This window comes from Prauserella halophila (genome assembly GCF_024171895.1).
Classification (GTDB): Bacteria; Actinomycetota; Actinomycetes; order Mycobacteriales; family Pseudonocardiaceae; genus Prauserella; species Prauserella halophila.
In genome coordinates, this window is the sequence record NZ_JAMTCQ010000009.1 from 238,711 (window position 1) to 256,737 (window position 18,027).

The window sequence follows — 18,027 nt, forward strand, 5'->3', positions numbered from 1 at the left end:
GTCATTCTCCTTGTGCCGGGCCGGGAAGGCGGATGAGCTTGCGTGCGGTGTCGGGGGTGAGCTGTGCGGCACCGATCGCGGTGAGCGCGACGAGAAAGCCGACGCCCTGCCATGCGGTGAGCGTCTCGCCGGAGAAGAACCAGCCGAGGCCGGTGGCGACCGCGGGCGAGAGAAGACCGAGGAAGGACACGGCGGTGACGGGAAGTGCGCCGATGCCGTGGAACCACACCAGGTAGGCGAGCATGGTTCCCACGAGGGACAGCCACGCGTAGCCGCCGACGGCGGGAAGGTCGATCCCGGACGGCATCCCCTCGAAGGCGAGCGCGAAGGGCACCAGGACGAGCCCGCCCGCGGTGAGCTGCCACCCGGCGAGGGTGGCCGCGCCGACTCCGTCGGGTCTGCCCCAGCGTTTGGTGAGCACGACGCCCGAGGCCATGACTCCGGCACCCGCGATGCCGGCGGCGATGCCGAGTGGATCGAACGCGAACTCGCCACGCAACACGATCAGCCCGACGCCCACCACGCCCGCGACACCCCAGGCGAGCCGCCAGCGGGTGGGTTTCTCGCCGAGCAGCAGCAGCGCCAGACCTGCGACGAACAGCGGTTGCACGGCGTTGAGCGTGGCCGCGACGCCGCCGGGGAGCCGGTACGCGGCGACGAAGAGCAGCGCGAACCAGGCGCCGATGTTCAGCGTTCCCAGCAGCGCCGAGCGCCACAGCCACGTGCCGCGGGGCAGGTTCCGGGTCAGCGCCAGCAGGATCAGGCCCGCGGGCAGTGCACGGAGGACGCCGGAGGTGAGCGGGTGGCCCGGCGGCAGGAATTCCGTGGTGACCAGGTAGGTCGTACCCCAGCTGACGGGTGCCAGCGCCGCGAGTGCGGTCAGTCCCGCCGTGCCGGTGGGACCCGTTGCCGTGGCCGGTCCCGGTCTTGCCGGTGCCTCCACCATGCCAACTCCTCAACGTTGAACTATTTAACGATCGCGAGAGTAGGCATGTGTTACTTTCAGTGTCAAATACTTCGATGTTGAGATGTTCTGCGAAGGGTGGCCGCGTGGAGGACAACGTCGACTGGCGACTGGACCAGTGGCGGACCGAGCGCCCGGATATCGACGTCACGCCGATGGGGTCGGTGGCGCGGATCCAGCGGGCGTCCCGGCTGCTCGATCGCGCGCTCCGCGATCACTTCGCCGCACACGACCTGCAGCAGTGGGAGTTCGACGTGCTGGCGACGCTGCGCCGCTCCGGCGCTCCCTACCGACTGACGGCCGGTCAGCTCCTCGACTCGTCCATGGTCACCTCGGGAGCGATCACCAACCGGATCGACCGTCTCGTCGGTAAGGGGTTGGTCACGCGTGAGGTCGATCCCGCCAACCGGCGCAGTGTGCTGATCACGCTCACCGAACCCGGCCGGACGTTGGTCGACAGCGTCGTCGTCGACCACGTCGAGCTGGAGGCGACACTGCTCGGCGGCCTCGACCCACGCGAGCAGGAGCAGCTGGCCGACCTGCTGCGCCGGCTGCTGATCGGCCTCGGTGATCACCCGCCCGGCGCATAGTCCGGGGCGGGCTCACCGATCACCGATCACCGGGCGAGGTCGTCCCGAGTTCCCGGACGCGGTTCAGCCGCTCGTGCCACCAGCGCGTGGCTTCGGCGCCGGCCGGGTGGTCGGCGAACAGGTCCGGCTCCGGCGCCGTGTGCGGCACCGGGAGGAGACCGCCCACAGGGGAGAGCGGCGTGCTCGTCACGTCGGCCGTGAGCAGGCTCGCCGTTCCGAGTCCGCAGGCGAAGTCCAGCTCCGGCAACGCTCCGGCGAGCGCGAGCCCTGCGGCGAGGCCCACGCTGCTGTCGACCGCGGACGACACCACGCACGGCAGCCCGCACGCCTCGGCGACGTCGAGTGCCCGGCGCACCCCGCCCAGCGGAGCGACCTTCAGCACCGCGACGTCGGCCGCGCCCGCCACGGCCACGTGCAGCGGATCCTCCGCCCGCCGGATCGACTCGTCCGCCGCGATCCGCACGCCGACCTTCCGCCGCAGTTCGGCGAGTTCGGGCACCGACGGGCACGGCTGCTCGGCGTACTCCAGTCCGCCCGCCGCACGATCCAGTGCGCCGAGGGCGACTACGGCGGTGTCGACGTCCCACGCCGCGTTCGCGTCGACGCGGATCGCCCCGCGGGGCCCCAGCGCGTCGCGGACGGCCTCCACCCGGGCGCAGTCGTCGGCGAGCGACGACCGCGGGTCGGCGACCTTGACCTTCGCCGTACGGCAGGCCGACGCGGTGACCAGTCGGTGCGCGTGCGCAGGCGGCACCACCGGCACCGTCGTGTTGACCTCGACCGAGTCGCGTACCGGTGCCGGCCAGCCGTCCCGGCTCGCCTCGACGGCCGCCGCCAGCCACGGCAGGGATTCGGGGTCGTCGTAGTCGCGGAACGGGCCGAACTCGCCCCAGCCCGCCGGGCCGTGCAGCAGCATGCCCTCGCGCACGGTGATGCCGCGGAACCGGTTCCGTAGGGGCAGTGCGAACACGCCCGGCACGTCGGACCTCATCGCCCTCTCGTTCACCGCCTTCTCGTTCACCGGGCCATTGTCCGCGCGCGTTTCGCCCGGCACTCCGGCCGGGTACGCGCGAAAGTGACGCGATGCGAGAGGAGTGGTGGCTGTGACCGGCAGGCTCAGTGGCCGTCGAGTGGCTTTCCTGGTGGCGCCCGAGGGGGTCGAACAGGTCGAGTTGACCAGGCCGTGGAAGGCCGTCCAGGACGCCGAGGGCCTGCCCGAGCTGATCTCGTTCGAGTACGGCGACGTGCAGGCCTTCAACCACCTCGACAAGGCCGACGTGTTCCGCGCGGACAAAGCCGTCTCGGAGGCGTCGGTGGACGATTACCTCGGCCTCGTGCTGCCGGGCGGGGTAGCGAACCCGGACCTGCTCCGCACCGATCCGGCGTCGGTGCGGTTCGTGCGCGCGTTCGCCGACGCGGGCAAACCCGTCGCGGCGATCTGTCACGCTCCGTGGGCTCTCATCGACGCGGGCATCGCCGGCGGCCGGCGGCTGACGTCGTACCCGAGCCTGCAGACGGACCTGCGCAACGCCGGTGCCGAGTGGGTCGACGACCAGGTCGTGGTCGACGGCAGGCTGGTGACGAGCCGCAACCCGAACGACCTGCCCGCGTTCTGCGAGCAACTGGTCGAACAGTTGGCGCAGCAGGCCGAACAGGGGCACACCGCACCGGCGTGACGAGCCTCGTCGCCACCGGGTCGTCGCCACCGGTCTCATTCCCACCAGAACGCCCACAGCCGCTCGCCGACGAGGCCGCGGGCCACGGCGCTCAGCGTGTCCGGCTGGGCCGTGAACTGATCGAGGCAGAAGGCGCGATGCTCGGCTGCGAGCAACTCGGCGCGGTTGCGGGTCTTCGGCGGTGCGGCGACCGAGAGGACCATCTCGTCGTAGCCGAGACGGATCAGTGTCGCGCCGAACCGGTCCTCCCAGCTGCGCAGCACCGTCGACACCAGTTCGGCGCGGTCGGTGGTGCGCAGCATGCCCTGCCAGCCCAGTGCGGCGGGCAGGTCCGCGGGCCTGCCGACTTCGGCGATGCCCAGCCGGTGGCTTCCGCTCGCGACGAGACGGGAGCCCGTGTTGCCTGCCTCGGCCAGCGGGTCGGACTTGCGCGGGGACCGCCGGGCCAGCCCGGGGAACTCGGCGCCGAACGGTTCCAGGCACGTGCCGTCGCAGCACGGCCCCCGCCACCAGGAACGGAGGGTTTCACCGGGGTCGCAACGGCCGATGAGGTGGTCGGTCGGCACGTCCCGGGGTCGGTCGTCGATCCAGTCCTGCCCAGCCGTTTCGAAGCGCAGGTCCCGGGGGATGAGCACGGGCCAGCGGCCGGTCTGTGGGAAGGCGGCCACGCAGGCCAGGTACAGGTCGGGGTCGGTGATCGGGTCGTCGGACACCCACAACGCCTGGTGCATGCGTCCCGGCGGCAGAGCGAGACGGTCGCCGGAGTGGGGGTCGGAGTGGGAGCCGGAGTGGTCGCCGGTCCGGTTGGCTGTGGTCGATGTGAACATGGCCCGAACGCTAGTTCGACCCACCGACAGTTTCGGGGGTGAGTGGAGATCGTCCGCCGCAACCTCACTCGAACGGGTGATCGAACGAGTCGGCACGTGAACCCACGCCCGCGACCGAGCCGGAGGCGCCCACGGCCGAACCGGAGGCGCCCACGGGCGAACCGCGGTTACAGCGGGCGCAGCAGGTCGTCGGAGTCGATGATGCGGTAGGCGTAGCCCTGCTCGGCGAGGAAACGCTGCCGGTGGGCGGCGTAGTCGGTGTCGACCGTGTCGCGGGAGACGACGGAGTAGAAGTGCGCCTGCCGCCCGTCCTCCTTGGGGCGGAGCAGCCGCCCGAGCCGCTGCGCCTCCTCCTGCCGGGAGCCGAAGGTGCCCGACACCTGGATCGCGACCGTCGCCTCGGGCAGGTCGATCGAGAAGTTCGCGACCTTCGACACGACGAGCTTGTTGATCTCGCCCTTCCGGAACCGGTCGAACAGCGCCTCGCGCTCCTTGTTCTTCGTCGAGCCCTGGATGATCGGGGCGTCAAGTGCCGCGCCGAGCTCTTCCAGCTGGTCGAGGTAGGCACCGATGATCAGCGTCGGTTCGCCCTCGTGCGCCTCGACGACGTTCTTGATCACCGCCGTCTTCGTGTGCGCCGTCGACGCGAGGCGGTAGCGCTCCTCCGCGTCGGCCGTCGCGTACGCCAGCCGTTCGCCCTCGGTGAGCGTCACGCGGACCTCGACGCAGTCGGCGGGGGCGATCCAGCCCTGTGCCTCGATGTCACGCCACGGCACGTCGAACCGCTTCGGTCCGATCAGTGAGAACACGTCGCCCTCGCGGCCGTCCTCGCGCACCAGCGTCGCCGTGAGGCCGAGGCGGCGACGGGACTGCAGGTCGGCGGTCATCCGGAACACCGGCGCGGGGAGCAGGTGCACCTCGTCGTACACGACAAGGCCCCAGTCGCGGGAGTCGAACAGCTCGAGGTGCTTGTACTCGCCCTTCGACTTGCGCGTGATGACCTGGTAGGTCGCGATCGTGACCGGGCGGATTTCCTTCTTCTCCCCGGAGTACTCGCCGATCTCGTCCTCGGTCAGCGACGTCCTGGCGACGAGTTCGCGCTTCCACTGCCTGCCGGCGACCGTGTTGGTCACCAGGATCAGCGTCGTCGCCTGTGCCTGCGCCATCGCGGCCGCGCCGACGAGCGTCTTGCCCGCACCGCACGGAAGTACGACGACGCCGGAGCCGCCCGCCCAGAACGAATCGGACGCCTGCCGCTGGTACTCGCGCAGCGCCCAGCCGTCCTCCTCGAGGGATATCGGATGCGCCTCGCCGTCGACATAGCCCGCGAGGTCCTCGGCGGGCCAGCCCACCTTCAGCAGCGCCTGTTTGAGGCGGCCGCGCTCGGACGGGTGGACCGCCACGGTGTCCTCGTCGACCTGCACGCCCAGCATCGGCTTGATCTTCTTGCTGCGCTGGACCTCGGCGAGCACGGCACGGTCGGTCGTGGTCATCACCAGGCCGTGCGCGGGATCGCCGTGGATCTGCAGCCTGCCGTACCGGCCCATCGTGTCGACGATGTCGATCAGCAACGGCTGCGGAACGGGGAAGCGGGAGTAGGTGGTGAGGGCGTCCACCACCTGCTCGGCGTCGTGCCCGGCGGCCCGCGCGTTCCACAGCGCCAGCGGGGTGACGCGGTAGGTGTGCACGTGTTCGGGCGCGCGTTCCAGCTCCGCGAACGGTGCGATCGCGATCCGCGCGTCCGCTGCCCGGTCGTGGTCGACCTCGAGCAGCACGGTCTTGTCCGACTGGACGATCAGGGGGCCATCACTCACGCCTCCCTTTATACGTTCCGTTCGCGGGCGGTTGGGCCGTCCGGTGGTCAGCGCGCCCTCATACTGGAGCTTGACGCCCCGGCGCAATACCATCGCCGGGACGTCATGCTGGCTACCGCCGGTGTTGGTCCCGGCCGCCCCACGGTGGCTACGATCCGAGTGTCTTTCGCGCTGATATGAAGGAAGTCCGTTGCCCCGTCGCAGCCACGCCCCCCGGGACGAAGCGGCGGACATCCAGCGATCGGGCGGACGCTGGCGGTTGCGCAACTGGCGCCTGCGAACGCGCCTGCTCGCCGCTCTCTTCGTCCCCGTGCTGGCGATGCTGGGTTTCGCGGGGCTGCGCGTCGAGTCGAATCTGTCGCAGGCCGATGACTACGCCGCGGCGACCGAGCGCGTCCGGGTCGACGACACCGTCGCGAACCTCGTCCACGAGTTGCAGCGCGAGCGCGACCTGACCGTGCGGTACGTCGCGGGCGGACGCCAGGGGCAGCCCGTCGAGGTGCTCCGGCAGCGGGACCGGGTCGACGGTGCCCGGGGCGAATTCGAGAAGGCGCTCACCGCTGCCCGGCCCGAGCTGCCCGACCAGGCCGTCGAGGATTTCCGGCAGTGGGAGCGCCGCCTGGAGGGGCTGGCGGACGCGCGCTATGCGGGTCAGCATTCGTCACAACCCGCAGGGCAGGTGCTGGCCGCCTACAACGAGTTCGTCGCAGGACTGCTCGACATCGGAGGGCAGGCCGCGGTCGACACCCCGGACCGGGAACTGGCGCGCACCTACCTGGCCGCCGCGTCGGTGGCGCGGGTGAAGGACGCGCTGTCGATCCGCAGGGCGCTCGTCGGCGAGGCCCTCGCCTCGCGTGCGGTGAACCCGGCCCTGACGCGTGCGCTCGCGGGCGCCGACGCGCAGGTCGCGGATGAGCGGCACAACCACGCCGAGTTCGCGACCCCGGACCAGCGGCGGTTGCTCGACGAGGAGCTGACCCCGCTCGTCGACGCCACGTCGGGAACCGTCACCGCGGTGCTCGACGGCGACCCGTCGGCCGATCCGGCGACCTGGGACCGGCAGGCCACCCAGGCCGTCGACGCGGCCAAACGGGTGGAGGACGCGCTGCGGGAGGACGTACGCGACCGATCGTCGGCGCTGGCGTCGGAAGCGCGGTCGGACGCCCTGATCGACGGTGCCGTGATCCTCGGTGTGCTGCTGCTCGCCGGCCTGCTCGCGGTCGCGATCACGCGGTCCCTGCTGCGGCCGTTGCGGACGCTGCGCACCAGTGCGCTCGACGTCGCCCATTACCGGCTGCCGGAAGCGGTCAAGGGCATCCTGGCCGACCCGGACCCGCGACCGGAGGATGCGCATCGCCGGTCCGTCGAACCCGTCCGCGTGTACAGCAGGGAGGAGCTCGGCCAGGTGGCACGGGCCTTCGACGCCGTCCACGGCCAGGCGGTGCGGCTCGCGGGGGAGCAGGCGATGCTGCGGGAGAACGTCAACTCGATGTTCGTTAACCTCTCGCGCCGCAGTCAGGATCTCGTCGAACGGCAGCTCACGGTGCTCGACCGGATGGAGGAGCACGAACAGGACCCCGACGTCCTCGGCGGGCTGTTCGAGCTCGACCACCTCGCCACGCGGATGCGCCGCAACAGCGAGAACCTGCTCGTCCTGGCAGGGCAGGACGTCGGCAGGCCGTTGCCGGGCGCCGTCGCGGCCGAGGAGATCATGGGCGCCGCGTTGTCCGAGGTCGAGCACTACCAGCGCATCAGCGTCGCGGCGACCCCGCAGATCGGTGTCCGGGGCGAGATCGTCGGCGACCTCGTGCACGTGATCTCCGAGTTGTTCGAGAACGCCACCGACTACTCGCCGGACGACTCGCCCGTGTCGGTCGTCAGCGCCGTCACCCAGGACGGCGAGTGGCGGATCGACATCACCGACCGCGGTGCAGGCATGCCGGAGACGGAGATCCGCAGGGCGAACGTACGCCTGTCCGAGGTGCCGGACGTCGACGTCGAGGTGTCGCGGCGGATGGGGCTCTACGTCGTCGCGCGGCTGGCCAGGCAGCACGACATTCGCGTGTGGCTGTCGGCTGCGGATCTGATGGGCCTGACCGCGACGGTCGTCGTGCCCGCGGCACTCGTGCGACAGGCGGATTCGTCGCCGCGGGAGTCGCCGGTCGCGCTCGAATCGGCGACCGGCGAGGAGGAGCCTGCGCAACAGGGGCCGCCGTCGTCGGTCGTGTTCCGGCCGGAGCCGCAGCGTCGTCCGGCGACGGCGCTGCCCTCGGAACCCGAACCGTCCGAACCACTCGCAGCCGCGGACGAACCCGTGGACGGCCCGGCGAGTGCGCCGGTGAGCAAGCGCGCGCCCGGGCAGGGGTCCGTGCGGGAGCAGCCCGTCGCCGAACTGTTCGCCGATCCCTATGCCGGCGCGGACACGTTCACCAGGCCGGTTCCGGAACCGGCCCCGGCTCCGGTGTCACCACCGGGGCCGGAGCCGGAGCAGGAATCGGAACCGGGACCGGGGCCGGAGTTGGCATTGGAGCCGAAGCCGGAGCCGGAGCAGGAGCCCGAACGGGAGCCGGCGGTCGAGTCGGCGATCGAACCGGATACCGCGGCGGCATCCGGCGTTCCGGCCGGCCCGGGGATCACCGACGGGGCGGAGCCTGCTCCGGTGTTGCCGCGGCGCAGACCCGCGGTGTCGGAGGTGCTGTCCGAGGGCGGGGACGAGTCCGCCGCGCCTGCGGGGGCCGAGCATGCCGACCATGCCGAGGGTGCCGACCGCGCTGAGCATGCCGACCGCGTTGAGCGTGTGAAGGCTCCACCGGAGATCGGGGACATCGACAACACCGGGAACATCGGGCACACCGGGGACGTCGAGGACACCGCCGGGTACGCAGAGGATGCGGGCGGGGCCGGCGAGGGCGGTCTTTCCGGTGCCGGGCCCGCCGATGCCGTGAGCGCCGAGCGGCCCGTACAGCCGCGACGGCCGGTGCGGCGTCCCGGCGCCGCGCCCGCCGCGGACGAGTCGCTCACCGAGGAAATTCCCCGCATCGTGGGCGTTCCCGACTCGGGGCGTGCCGCGGTCTTCGGCAGGCGCGAGGCGGACTGGGACGAGGACCCGGACGCCGCGTCCGCCGCGGCACACCCACCGGTGCCGGAGTCGGCTGCCGAGGTCACGGACGGACCGACCGCGCCCATTCCGGTGGTCGGCTCACTCGAGGCGGCCACGGAGACGGCTGCCGGATCGACCGCAGCCACTGCAACGTCCGCTGCGACGTCCGCTGCGAACCCGCCCGCGACCGAGCCCGATGTGGTCGCAGGCATTCCCACCGGGGCCCGGATCGACGAGGTGGCCCCGGCCCGCGGCGAGAGTCCCGGCGACGGGCCGGCTGCGGAGCGTGTGGCACGCCCGCCCAGGGAGCCGGAGTCCGGACCGGCCGAGCAGACCGATGTGTCGGGGTGGGGGCCCGGTCCCACCTGGCCCATGCGCGACGGCGACGAACCGACTGCGACACCCCGATCGCGGCCCGAACCCCGGCCACAGCCCGCGGCCCGGCCACAGCCCGAACCCCGATCGCAGCCTGCGGCCCGGCCACAGCCCGAGCCCCGACCCCGGCCCGAGTCCGAGCCCCGACCCCGGCCCGAGTCCCAGCCCCAGTCCCAGCCCCAGCCACGACCTGCGCCGATCTCTCCCAGGGAATCGGAACCGGCGCTCGGTGACGACGCGCCCACCGACCGGATGGCGATCTATCACCGGCTCATGACGCGGTGGTTCGAACCGGGTGGCGACGACCAGGACTGGCCCGTCGAGCCTGCCGGTTACAACGGCTCCGGTCAGGGCGGTGGCCCCGGCCGGAGCGACTCGCCCCGCAACGGTGCCGAACCCGGCAGGTGGCACCGCAACGGTGACGGACGTGCCGTGCCCGGCGAGGGCGCCGAACCGCACCCGGCCGGGCCTGCCGGCTTCGGACCGGGCGGCGCTGGACAGGGTGGCTACGGACAGGGTGGCTACGGACAGGGCGGCGCCGGACAGAGCCACCCCGGTCAGGGCGGCTTCGGACAGGGCGGCTTCGGACAGGGCGCTGCCGAGCGCAACGGCACGGGACCCGCCGGCACCGATCCGGACCGGACGAACGCCGACGGGACCACTGCCGAGGGGGCGACCGCCGACCGCGCAGCGGCCGACGGGACCGCCGGGACCACTGCGGGGCAGTCCGGTCACCGCAACGGGAACGACACCGACGGGGGCCGGCCGCGGCTGCAGTCGACGTTCATCGACCGGTCGCCCGAGGCGATCCGCGATCGGATGTCGGGACTGCAACAGGCCACGGCCCGCGCCAGGCACGCTCGCAGCCGCTGAGCCCTGGCTCACCCGGAAGGCGCACACGGCTCGCGTTCGGCACCGACCTCGACACCGATACCGGCCTCGGCTTCGACACCGCCACCGGCGCGGTGCCGGTCAGCTCCGCGCGGCGGCCTCCGCGGTATCCGCAGTCCCCGCGGTATCCCCCGTCTCGACGGTCGTGGTCCCGGGTCCGGATTCCGCTGTCGCGGGATCCGGTTCGCCGGGGCGCTGCACCTGCGGGCTCTGCAGCAGGCGCGCGACCTCGCCGCGCAGGGATACGAACCGCTCGGACTCGCGGGTCGTGATCTGGTTGCGTTCGGCCGGCAGGTCGATGGTCAGATCCGCGACGATCGAGGCGGGCGATTTCGACAGCACCAGCACCCGGTCGGCGAGGTAGACGCTCTCGTCGATGTCGTGCGTGACCAGCAGGATCGTGCTGCCCAGGTCGCGCTGCACCCGGCGGGTCAGGTCCTCCAGTTCGCCGCGGGTCTGCGCGTCGACCGACGCGAACGGCTCGTCCATCAGCAGCAGTGCAGGCCTGCTCACCAGCGCCCGCGCGATCGACACGCGCTGCTGCATCCCGCCGGAGAGCTGCCATGGGTACTTCTTGCCGACTCCGGACAGGCCCACCGATTCGAGGACCTCGGCAGCGCGCTGTGAGCGCTCGGCCTTCGACACCTTCTGCCAGCGCAGCGGGAACTCGACGTTCTTCGCCACGGTCAGCCAGGGGAACAGCGAACGGCTGTAGTCCTGGAACACGACGGCGAGGTCGCCCGGCACGCCCGACACCTCGTCGCCGTGCAGCCGGACGGAACCACCCGTCGCGGGAATGAGCCCGGAGATGCAGCGCAGCAGGGTCGACTTGCCGCAGCCGGACGGGCCGACGATGCACGCCAGCTGCCCGGATTCGATGGTGAACGCCAGGTCCCGCACGGCGACGTGCGCGCGCTCACCCTGGCCGTACTGGTGGGTGAGGCCGGAAACCTCGAGCATGGTCGGCACGGTCAGCCTCCTACGGGCGCGTCACAGGTCGGGGTCAGGGGGCGGACGCCGCGGAGTCTCATGCGTCGTCCCCACGGGTGGGCTGCCAGCCGAGCACGAGGCGTTCGACGGCCAGCAGTGCGCTGTTGAGCGCGTAGCCGAGTACTCCGAGCAGCAGTACCCACACCCACATCTCGGTGTACTGGACCGTCGACTGCGTGGTGGACAGCTGCAGGCCGATCCCACTGCCGCTGACGATCTCGGCGACCACCATGAGCAGGATGGCGATCGACAGGCTCAGCCGCAGGCCGGCGAAGATCTTCGGCATCGCGGCGGGCAGCACGATCATCCCGATCCAGTACCGCCGTGGTGTGCCGAGCGAGCGAGCGGTGTCGATCTTGACCTCGTCGACCGAGCGCACTCCGTCCACGGTGTTGAGCACGATCGGCCACAGGGTGGAGAACACGATCGCCGCGATCTCCATCTCCACCCCGATACCGAATATCACCATGAACGCGGGCATCAGTGTCACGGGCGGTACGGAACGCAGGAACGAGATCAGCGTGCCGCAGTAGTCCATCGCCCAGTCGGAGCGGCCGAGCGCGGTGCCGAGTGCGATGCCGAGCACGGCGGAGGCGGCCCACGCACCGAGGGCCGTCGCCAGGCTGGGCAGCACGATCTCGAAGACGGCGTCGCTCAGCATGAGCCGCCAGGCGGGGCCGGACAGCAGCAGGTCGACCGCGGTGCCGAGGATCGCCGTCATCCGGGGGAAGTAGACGCTGTCGGCGCCGATCGCGATCAGTTCCCACAGCAGCAGGGCTGCGGCGAAGACGAGCCAGGTCACCACGGCCGAGCCGAGGATGCGCGTCCGTTTGCCGGCGAGAGTCGTGGCGCTCAACGTGCCGCCCTTTCCTCGGTGTCGGCCCAACGGAACAGTCGCCTGCCGCTGCCGACGAGCGCGGAGTTGATCGCCCAGCCCGCGAGGCCCGCGAGCACGGTGCCCGCCATGACCTGGTCCAGGTGCCCGTTGTTCATCCCGCCTTCGAGGATGTAGCGGCCGAGCCCGATCTCCGATGCCGCGACGTACTCGACGCTGATGACCGCGATCAGTGCGATCGAGGCGGCGACCCGGATACCGGTGAAGATGAACGGCGCGGCGTGGGGCAGAGCCACCCAGGTGAGCGACTGCCTTCGGTTGGCGCCGGTCGCGCGGGCGGAATCGAGCAGTACCGGGTCGATCTCGCCGAAGGCGTAGATCGTGTTGAACAGGATCGGCCACACCGCGGCGTAGACGGCGAGGGTGATCTTGGCGTCCGGTCCGCTGCCGATGGTCACCATGACCAGTGGGATGAGCGCGACGGCAGGGATCGGGCGCAGGAACTCGATGAGTGCACGGGCCGCCGACTGCAGTGCGGGCACGCTGCCCAGCACGAGCCCGGCCGGCACGCCGATACCGATGGCGACGCCGAGCGCGATCAACCAGGCCAGCAGGGTGGCGACGACTCCGCGGAGGAATTCCGCGTCGCCGAGCAGGCTCACGAAGGTGGTGGTGACCTCACTGGCCGGCGGGACCCAGTAGTCCGGCAGTACACCGGCCTGCACGGTGATCTCCCAGAGCAGGAAGAAACCGAGCAGGCCGGTGAGTCCTTTGGCGAACTTGAGCACGCCGGTTACTTGGCCGAGTCGTCCTCGCCGGTGTCCGGCGGGACGATCATGTCCTCGACGTCGATCTTCTTGTCGAGGGCGCCACGGTCGACCATCAGGTCCGGAACTCGCTGGATGCGCTCGGGGTCGAGGCTGCTCTCGAAGGTCAGCAGCGTCGTCATCGGGGCGAGGTCCTCGGGCAGGCCGATGTGCTCGACGAGGATCGGGTCGATGACCTTGGTGCGGTCGGCGGTTTCGGCCTCGTCGCTGGCCTTGGCCATGGCGCGCTGGAACGCGGCGACCGTCTTCGGGTTCTCCTTGGCGAAGTCGGCGGTGGCGCCGTACCCGGCCATCGGCAGGTTCTCCAGCGGTCCGGTCATCGGGTCCCAGCGGGACTCGGCGCCCATCTGCTGCTGGTTCATGGCGATGAACGGGTCAGGGAAGAACGCCGCGTCGATGCCCTTGCCGAGGCCCTTCTGCGACGTGCTGAAGCCGCCGGGCTGCCAGTCGACCTTGTCGAGGTCGACGTCGTTGGCCTCGGCCCACGCCTTGGTGAGGATGTCGGCCAGGGTGTCCGGCGGGGTCACACCCACGGTCTTGCCCTCGAGGTCCTTCGGCTCTTCGAGCGGCGAGTTCTTCGGGACCATGATCGCGTTGGACTTCGGTGCCGCGGACGAGGCGTCGGCGATCAGCTTGAGATCCATGTCGCCGGCGGCCTGGTGCGAGAAGAAGCCGGTGTAGCCCGAGTAGATGACGTCGACCTCGCCCGCGTTCAGCTTGTTGAAGCCGATGTCGGCGCTGTCCACCTTGATCGGGTTGACCTTGAGGCCCTCGTCGGCGAAGTAGCCCTGCTCGCGAGCGAGGTAGAACGCGGAGAGATCGATGGTGCCCTGGACCGATACGTTGATCTTCGATTTCTCGACCTGGGCGTTGCCACTGTCCTCGTCCTCGGAACCGCCGAGCAGCCCGCAGCCGCTGACGGAGGCGAACACGGCGAGGCCGGCGGTGAGCGCGGCGAGACGCCGGCCGCTGGCACGGCGTTGTGATGGACGCAAGGCAACTCCTCGTGGGACTAGATGATGGCGTGGGGGTGACCACAAGGCCCGAACCTGCGACGTCGCTGGTCTGGACCAGGCACACCGAAGGTGCGGCCCCACTCTATTAAGCGGGCAAAGCGATCACAACGGGTACTCAATACGAATGGATGAGTGTTAGGTGTCACCCTCCCGGTAAGGAGTTGGATTATGAAACACTACTGAACGTGTTCTTGAGTGCCGGACAGAGAGACGACGAAGTGAACGCCGAGTAACGCAGCGAAGGGTTTCGCCTCGTTCTGAGCTAAGAGGGTTACGTGCCAACAGGTCGTTCGCTACTGTCTGCCTCTGCCTACTCGGGAATCGGGTTGCACGTTCACTGAACTGAGTGTCGGTCGACAACGAGGATCGGGATGTCGCGACGGACGAACCGTTGACGGGGACGCGGTGCTTGGAGTCGAGATGCGGCATTCATCCGGGAGACGTGGTTACTGAGCGGGTGTACCGCGTCGATGCCGGAGTGGGAGGTGCCGGCCCGGCGGTCGGTCGCCACCGCCGTCGCTGGTGCATCCGTCGCTGGTGCATCGGGCCCTCCGGGCGGCAGGTCCCGGTCGGGACGGCAAATCGGCAGGAGCCGTAGGGCTCGAACTTTGGGAGTGTGCTCGTAGTGCTCGACGAGAAGGCGGAGGAAGGGCGGGCCGGCGGCGACGGTCCGGACGACCCGGCCGCCGAGGCGACTGCCTCCCCGTCGGCCGCAAGCAGCGGCGGCAGCGGCGGACGCGGTCTCCGCAACTGGCGGCTGCGGTCCAAACTCGCGCTGATTCTGATCATTCCCACGATCACCGCGCTCGTGCTCGCCGGCATGCGGGTGTACGACTCCCTGGACCGGGCGAATCAGCTACGGCAGACCGCGGATCAGGTGCAGCTCGCCGACCAGATCAGTGACGTCGTCCATCAACTCCAGATCGAACGTGAGCTCGCCGTGCTCAAGCTCGGCGCCCCCGCGGGAAACACCGAACGCGCGGACCTCTTCACCGCCCAGGTGGAACAGGTCGACACCGCAGTGGGGCGGCTGAACGACCTGGCGGCGGAGCTGTCCGTCGACGATCCCGCCATGCAGGCGCGCTACGACGCCGGGGTGAACCGGCTGGGTGTGCTCGACTCGATGCGGCAGGCGGTCACCGAGGGCGCGATGACCCCGCGCACGTTGCTCGACCAGTACACGCTGCTCATCACCGGCCTGGTCCAACTGGACCGTGAGGTCACGACCGCGATCAACGACCGCGACCTGCTCCGCGACAGCAACGCGATCCACGCGCTGTCGGAGGCCAAGGAATACATCTCGCTCGAAGGCGCGATCGTCTCGCTCGCGGCGCAGCGGAACGACTTCCCGCAGTACATGGTCGAGGACGCCAAGGACGCCATGGCCAGTGGCGAGTCGGCGTCCGAGGACTTCAACGCCTATGCCTCGCTGGCGCAGCGGCAGTACTTCATCGACACCGTCTCCGGCACGGAGATCGACCGCAGGCAGATGCAGCGCGACCAGGCATTCGCGCGCGTCGGCAACGACGAGCCGCCGCAGATCAACCAGCAGCAGTTCGTGGGCGACCTCGCGGTCACCCGCGACAACTACCGAGAGGCCGAGTCCGGCCTGCTGAGCGAGCTGGAACAGCAGTCGGCCGGCCTCGCCGAGGACGCGACGTTCGGTGCCTGGCGTGACGCCGTCATCGTGGCCCTTGCGCTGGTGGCCGCGCTGGCCCTGATGCTCTGGGTCTCGCGCTCGATGCTGGCGCCGCTGCGGACGTTGCGGGAGAACGCGCTGGAAGTGGCCTACGTCCGGCTGCCGGAGACCGTTCGCCGCATCCTGGCCGACCCGAACCCGATGGAGGCGTCCCGCAAGGGCATCAGCCCGGTGCCGGTGGAGACCAAGGAGGAGATCGGCGAAGTCGCCCGGTCGTTCGACGTGGTGCACGAACGTGCCGTGCGCATGGCCGCCGAACAGGCGCTGCTGCGCGAGAACGTCAACGGCATCTTCGTCAACCTCTCGCGGCGGAGCCAGCGGCTGGTGGAACGTCAGCTCGGCGTGATCGACAGGCTCGAGTCCGACGAGCAGGACCCCGACCAGCTGGCGCACCTGTTCGAACTCGACCACCTCGCGACCCGGCTCCGCCGTAACGGCGAGAGCCTGCTGGTGCTCTCCGGCGCCGGCCTGTCGAAGTCCATGGCGAAGCCGGTGGCCGCGGCCGACGTCGTCGGCGCCTCGGTGTCGGAGATCGAGCAGTACGCCCGCGTCGAGGTCGGCAGCGTTCCGGACGCCGCGGTACACGGCCGCGCCGTCAACGACCTGGTGCACCTGCTCGCCGAACTGCTCGACAACGCGACCTACTTCTCCGAGCCCGACACCAGGATCAGCGTGCGGGCCGCGGTGACGCGCAAACGTTCGCTCGCCATCCAGATCACCGACCGCGGTGTCGGTATGGACGAGGACCAGTTCGCCGAGGCCAACGAACGGCTGGCCGACCCGCCGGACCTGGACGTGTCGGTGACCCGGCGGATGGGCCTGTACGTGGTCGCACGCCTGGCCCAGCGGCACGGCATCGACGTGCGGCTTCGGGAGAACGAGGACATCGAGGGCGGCGTGGTCGCCCGGGTCGTCGTGCCGCGTGAACTGCTCACCGACGCGCCCGGTGGCCCGCAGGGCATGACCCCCGCGATGGGCGGTCAGCACAACGGCTCGTACGCGGGCGTTCCGGCCGCGGCGGAGCTGCCCATGCGGCGGCTCGACGACGCCGACGGTGTCGGCGAGGTCGTGGCCGACAACCCCGCTGCGCAGCCGGCCAGCGCGTTCGAACCGGCACCGCCGCTCGACGACTCGCCGTGGCCGAGCGCGGAAGACGTCCCGGAGGACGCCTCGGAACTCGACTACCTGTCGGGGACCCCGGTCGGCGGCGACTCGGCGACGACCGTCATGCCCGCGGCGTCCGGTCCTGCGGGAGGTGGCCCCGAGGACGACCAGCCCGGGCTGACACCGCTCGACCAGCCGATCAGCCTCGACGACCTGGTCGGCGGGCCGAACAAGGCCGCGGGTCCGTTCGTGAGCCCCGCCGAGCGGGAACCGGACTCGCTGCCGAAGCGCACCCCCGGGGAGACGACCGGGTCCGCGAAGTCGGCGCCGTCGCAGCCCGCCCAGCCCGCGCCGTCGCAGCCCGCCCAGCCGCCGCAGCCTGCCGGTGGCAACACCGCCGGTAACGGCACGGGTGTCGGCACCGCCGGCACCGGTGGGCCGACTGCGACGGGCGACGGCCGCTCCGGTGCCGGTTCGGTGCCGGAGGACGATCCATTCGCGCTGCCGAAGCGGGAGCCGCGCTACGTGGCGCCGGAAACGGCGGCGGGTCCCGGGCCGTCGCACCGGGCGGCCGGTAACCGGACCGCAGCTGCCGCGGGTGCCACGGGTACCGCTGCGGCGCACGAGCCGGATGCCGCGCACGGAGCGGATGCGGCGCAGTCCGGAACCGGAGGCGCCGCGCTCGAAGAAGAGGCGCCGACCAAGCGACTGCCGATCTACCAGTCGGTGCTGTCGCGGTGGTTCAGCGAGGAAGAAGAGGAGCCGGAGGCAGGGGCCGGCGACCAGGCCAGCGACGTCGCGGACGCAGGCACCGCGCGTGCGGGCGCTTCTCCCGGTGGCGCCTCCGCCGGAGGAGTACAGGAGGACTGGCGGAGCGTGTCGGACACCGGTTGGGAAGCGGCGCAGTCGTTGCTCGAACCGAAGGGCGAGGAGATCACGACGGCGGGCCTGCCGAAACGGGTGCCGAACGCGTATCTCGTACCGGGCTCGGTCACCGAGGCGGGTGACTCGCCCGCTGCCGGCGCCGCGCAGGCAGGCACCGAGACGTTCGCCGATCCGGCGGCATCGGAGCCTGCGGCATCGGAGCCCGCGGCCTCCGCGCCGGCGGCCTCCGCACCGGCAGCGGCCGCTCCTGCGGCGGAGAAGCCCGCGGTGTCGCGTTCGGCCGAGGCTGCGCGCACCCGCATGGCCTCGTTTCAGCGTGGATTCACCAGCGGCAGGCACGCACTGCAAGAACAACCGGATCAAGCAGGCACACAGTTCGAAGCCGAGTCGAACGGTTCGACCGGCAACGGCGTTCACGGGGCGAAGGAGTAAGA

General features: G+C 70.9%; 12 protein-coding genes. 4 read left to right on the top strand and 8 right to left on the bottom strand.

What is annotated here, in order from left to right; genetic code table 11:
- Nucleotide 1 precedes the first annotated feature (1 nt).
- Entirely contained in the window at nt 2-946 is a 945-nt protein-coding gene (locus LY41_RS07280) for an EamA family transporter (protein ID WP_253863105.1), read from the bottom strand.
- Between the two features lie 104 nt (nt 947-1,050).
- Here LY41_RS07280 and LY41_RS07285 point away from each other — a divergent pair, with 104 nt between their 5' ends.
- Nucleotides 1,051-1,554, top strand: coding sequence for a MarR family winged helix-turn-helix transcriptional regulator (locus LY41_RS07285; RefSeq protein WP_253863106.1), 504 nt, complete (start codon nt 1,051-1,053; stop codon nt 1,552-1,554).
- Nucleotides 1,555-1,573: 19 nt separating this feature from the next.
- Here the strand turns inward: LY41_RS07285 and LY41_RS07290 are convergent, their stop codons facing one another.
- Nucleotides 1,574-2,545, bottom strand: a complete 972-nt coding sequence (locus LY41_RS07290; RefSeq protein WP_253864025.1) for an o-succinylbenzoate synthase — start codon at nt 2,543-2,545, stop codon at nt 1,574-1,576.
- A 106-nt stretch (nt 2,546-2,651) separates the two neighbouring features.
- On the opposite strand from LY41_RS07290, the gene LY41_RS07295 reads away from it, so the two are divergent.
- Nucleotides 2,652-3,230 carry a type 1 glutamine amidotransferase domain-containing protein gene (locus LY41_RS07295; protein WP_253863107.1) on the top strand — a complete coding sequence of 193 codons (579 nt, stop codon included), beginning with the start codon at nt 2,652-2,654 and terminating at the stop codon, nt 3,228-3,230.
- A gap of 35 nt (nt 3,231-3,265) precedes the next feature.
- Here the strand turns inward: LY41_RS07295 and LY41_RS07300 are convergent, their stop codons facing one another.
- Nucleotides 3,266-4,057, bottom strand: coding sequence for a DUF4253 domain-containing protein (locus LY41_RS07300; RefSeq protein ID WP_253863108.1), 792 nt, complete (start codon nt 4,055-4,057; stop codon nt 3,266-3,268).
- A gap of 167 nt (nt 4,058-4,224) precedes the next feature.
- A complete protein-coding gene (locus tag LY41_RS07305; protein WP_253863109.1) occupies nt 4,225-5,871 on the bottom strand; it encodes a DNA repair helicase XPB in 1,647 nt (548 codons plus the stop codon).
- Between the two features lie 190 nt (nt 5,872-6,061).
- On the opposite strand from LY41_RS07305, the gene LY41_RS07310 reads away from it, so the two are divergent.
- Nucleotides 6,062-10,219, top strand: a complete 4,158-nt coding sequence (locus LY41_RS07310; protein WP_253863110.1) for a sensor histidine kinase — start codon at nt 6,062-6,064, stop codon at nt 10,217-10,219.
- 99 nt (nt 10,220-10,318) lie between these two features.
- On the opposite strand, the gene LY41_RS07315 is transcribed toward LY41_RS07310, so the two are convergent.
- From LY41_RS07315 to LY41_RS07330, 4 genes are all read right to left on the bottom strand, one after another.
- The gene (locus LY41_RS07315; protein ID WP_253864026.1) at nt 10,319-11,197 is read right to left on the bottom strand and encodes an ABC transporter ATP-binding protein; all 879 of its coding nucleotides are present in this window, start codon (nt 11,195-11,197) and stop codon (nt 10,319-10,321) included.
- A 67-nt stretch (nt 11,198-11,264) separates the two neighbouring features.
- The gene (locus tag LY41_RS07320; RefSeq protein WP_253863111.1) at nt 11,265-12,083 is read right to left on the bottom strand and encodes an ABC transporter permease; all 819 of its coding nucleotides are present in this window, start codon (nt 12,081-12,083) and stop codon (nt 11,265-11,267) included.
- The gene (locus LY41_RS07325) at nt 12,080-12,850 is read right to left on the bottom strand and encodes an ABC transporter permease (RefSeq protein WP_253863112.1); all 771 of its coding nucleotides are present in this window, start codon (nt 12,848-12,850) and stop codon (nt 12,080-12,082) included. The genes LY41_RS07320 and LY41_RS07325 overlap by 4 nt, the downstream gene beginning before the upstream one ends.
- 5 nt (nt 12,851-12,855) lie before the next feature.
- Nucleotides 12,856-13,884 carry an ABC transporter substrate-binding protein gene (locus LY41_RS07330; RefSeq protein ID WP_253863113.1) on the bottom strand — a complete coding sequence of 343 codons (1,029 nt, stop codon included), beginning with the start codon at nt 13,882-13,884 and terminating at the stop codon, nt 12,856-12,858.
- 637 nt (nt 13,885-14,521) lie between these two features.
- Here LY41_RS07330 and LY41_RS07335 point away from each other — a divergent pair.
- The gene (locus LY41_RS07335; protein WP_253863114.1) at nt 14,522-18,025 is read left to right on the top strand and encodes a sensor histidine kinase; all 3,504 of its coding nucleotides are present in this window, start codon (nt 14,522-14,524) and stop codon (nt 18,023-18,025) included.
- Nucleotides 18,026-18,027: the final 2 nt, after the last annotated feature.

Excerpts from the sequence above, each read along its gene's own strand:
- LY41_RS07280 (WP_253863105.1), bottom strand. The coding sequence starts at position 946 with ATGGTGGAGGCACCGGCAAGACCGGGACCGGCCACGGCAACGGGTCCC.
- LY41_RS07290 (WP_253864025.1), bottom strand. The coding sequence starts at position 2,545 with ATGAGGTCCGACGTGCCGGGCGTGTTCGCACTGCCCCTACGGAACCGG.
- LY41_RS07300 (WP_253863108.1), bottom strand. The coding sequence starts at position 4,057 with ATGTTCACATCGACCACAGCCAACCGGACCGGCGACCACTCCGGCTCC.
- LY41_RS07315 (WP_253864026.1), bottom strand. The coding sequence starts at position 11,197 with ATGCTCGAGGTTTCCGGCCTCACCCACCAGTACGGCCAGGGTGAGCGC.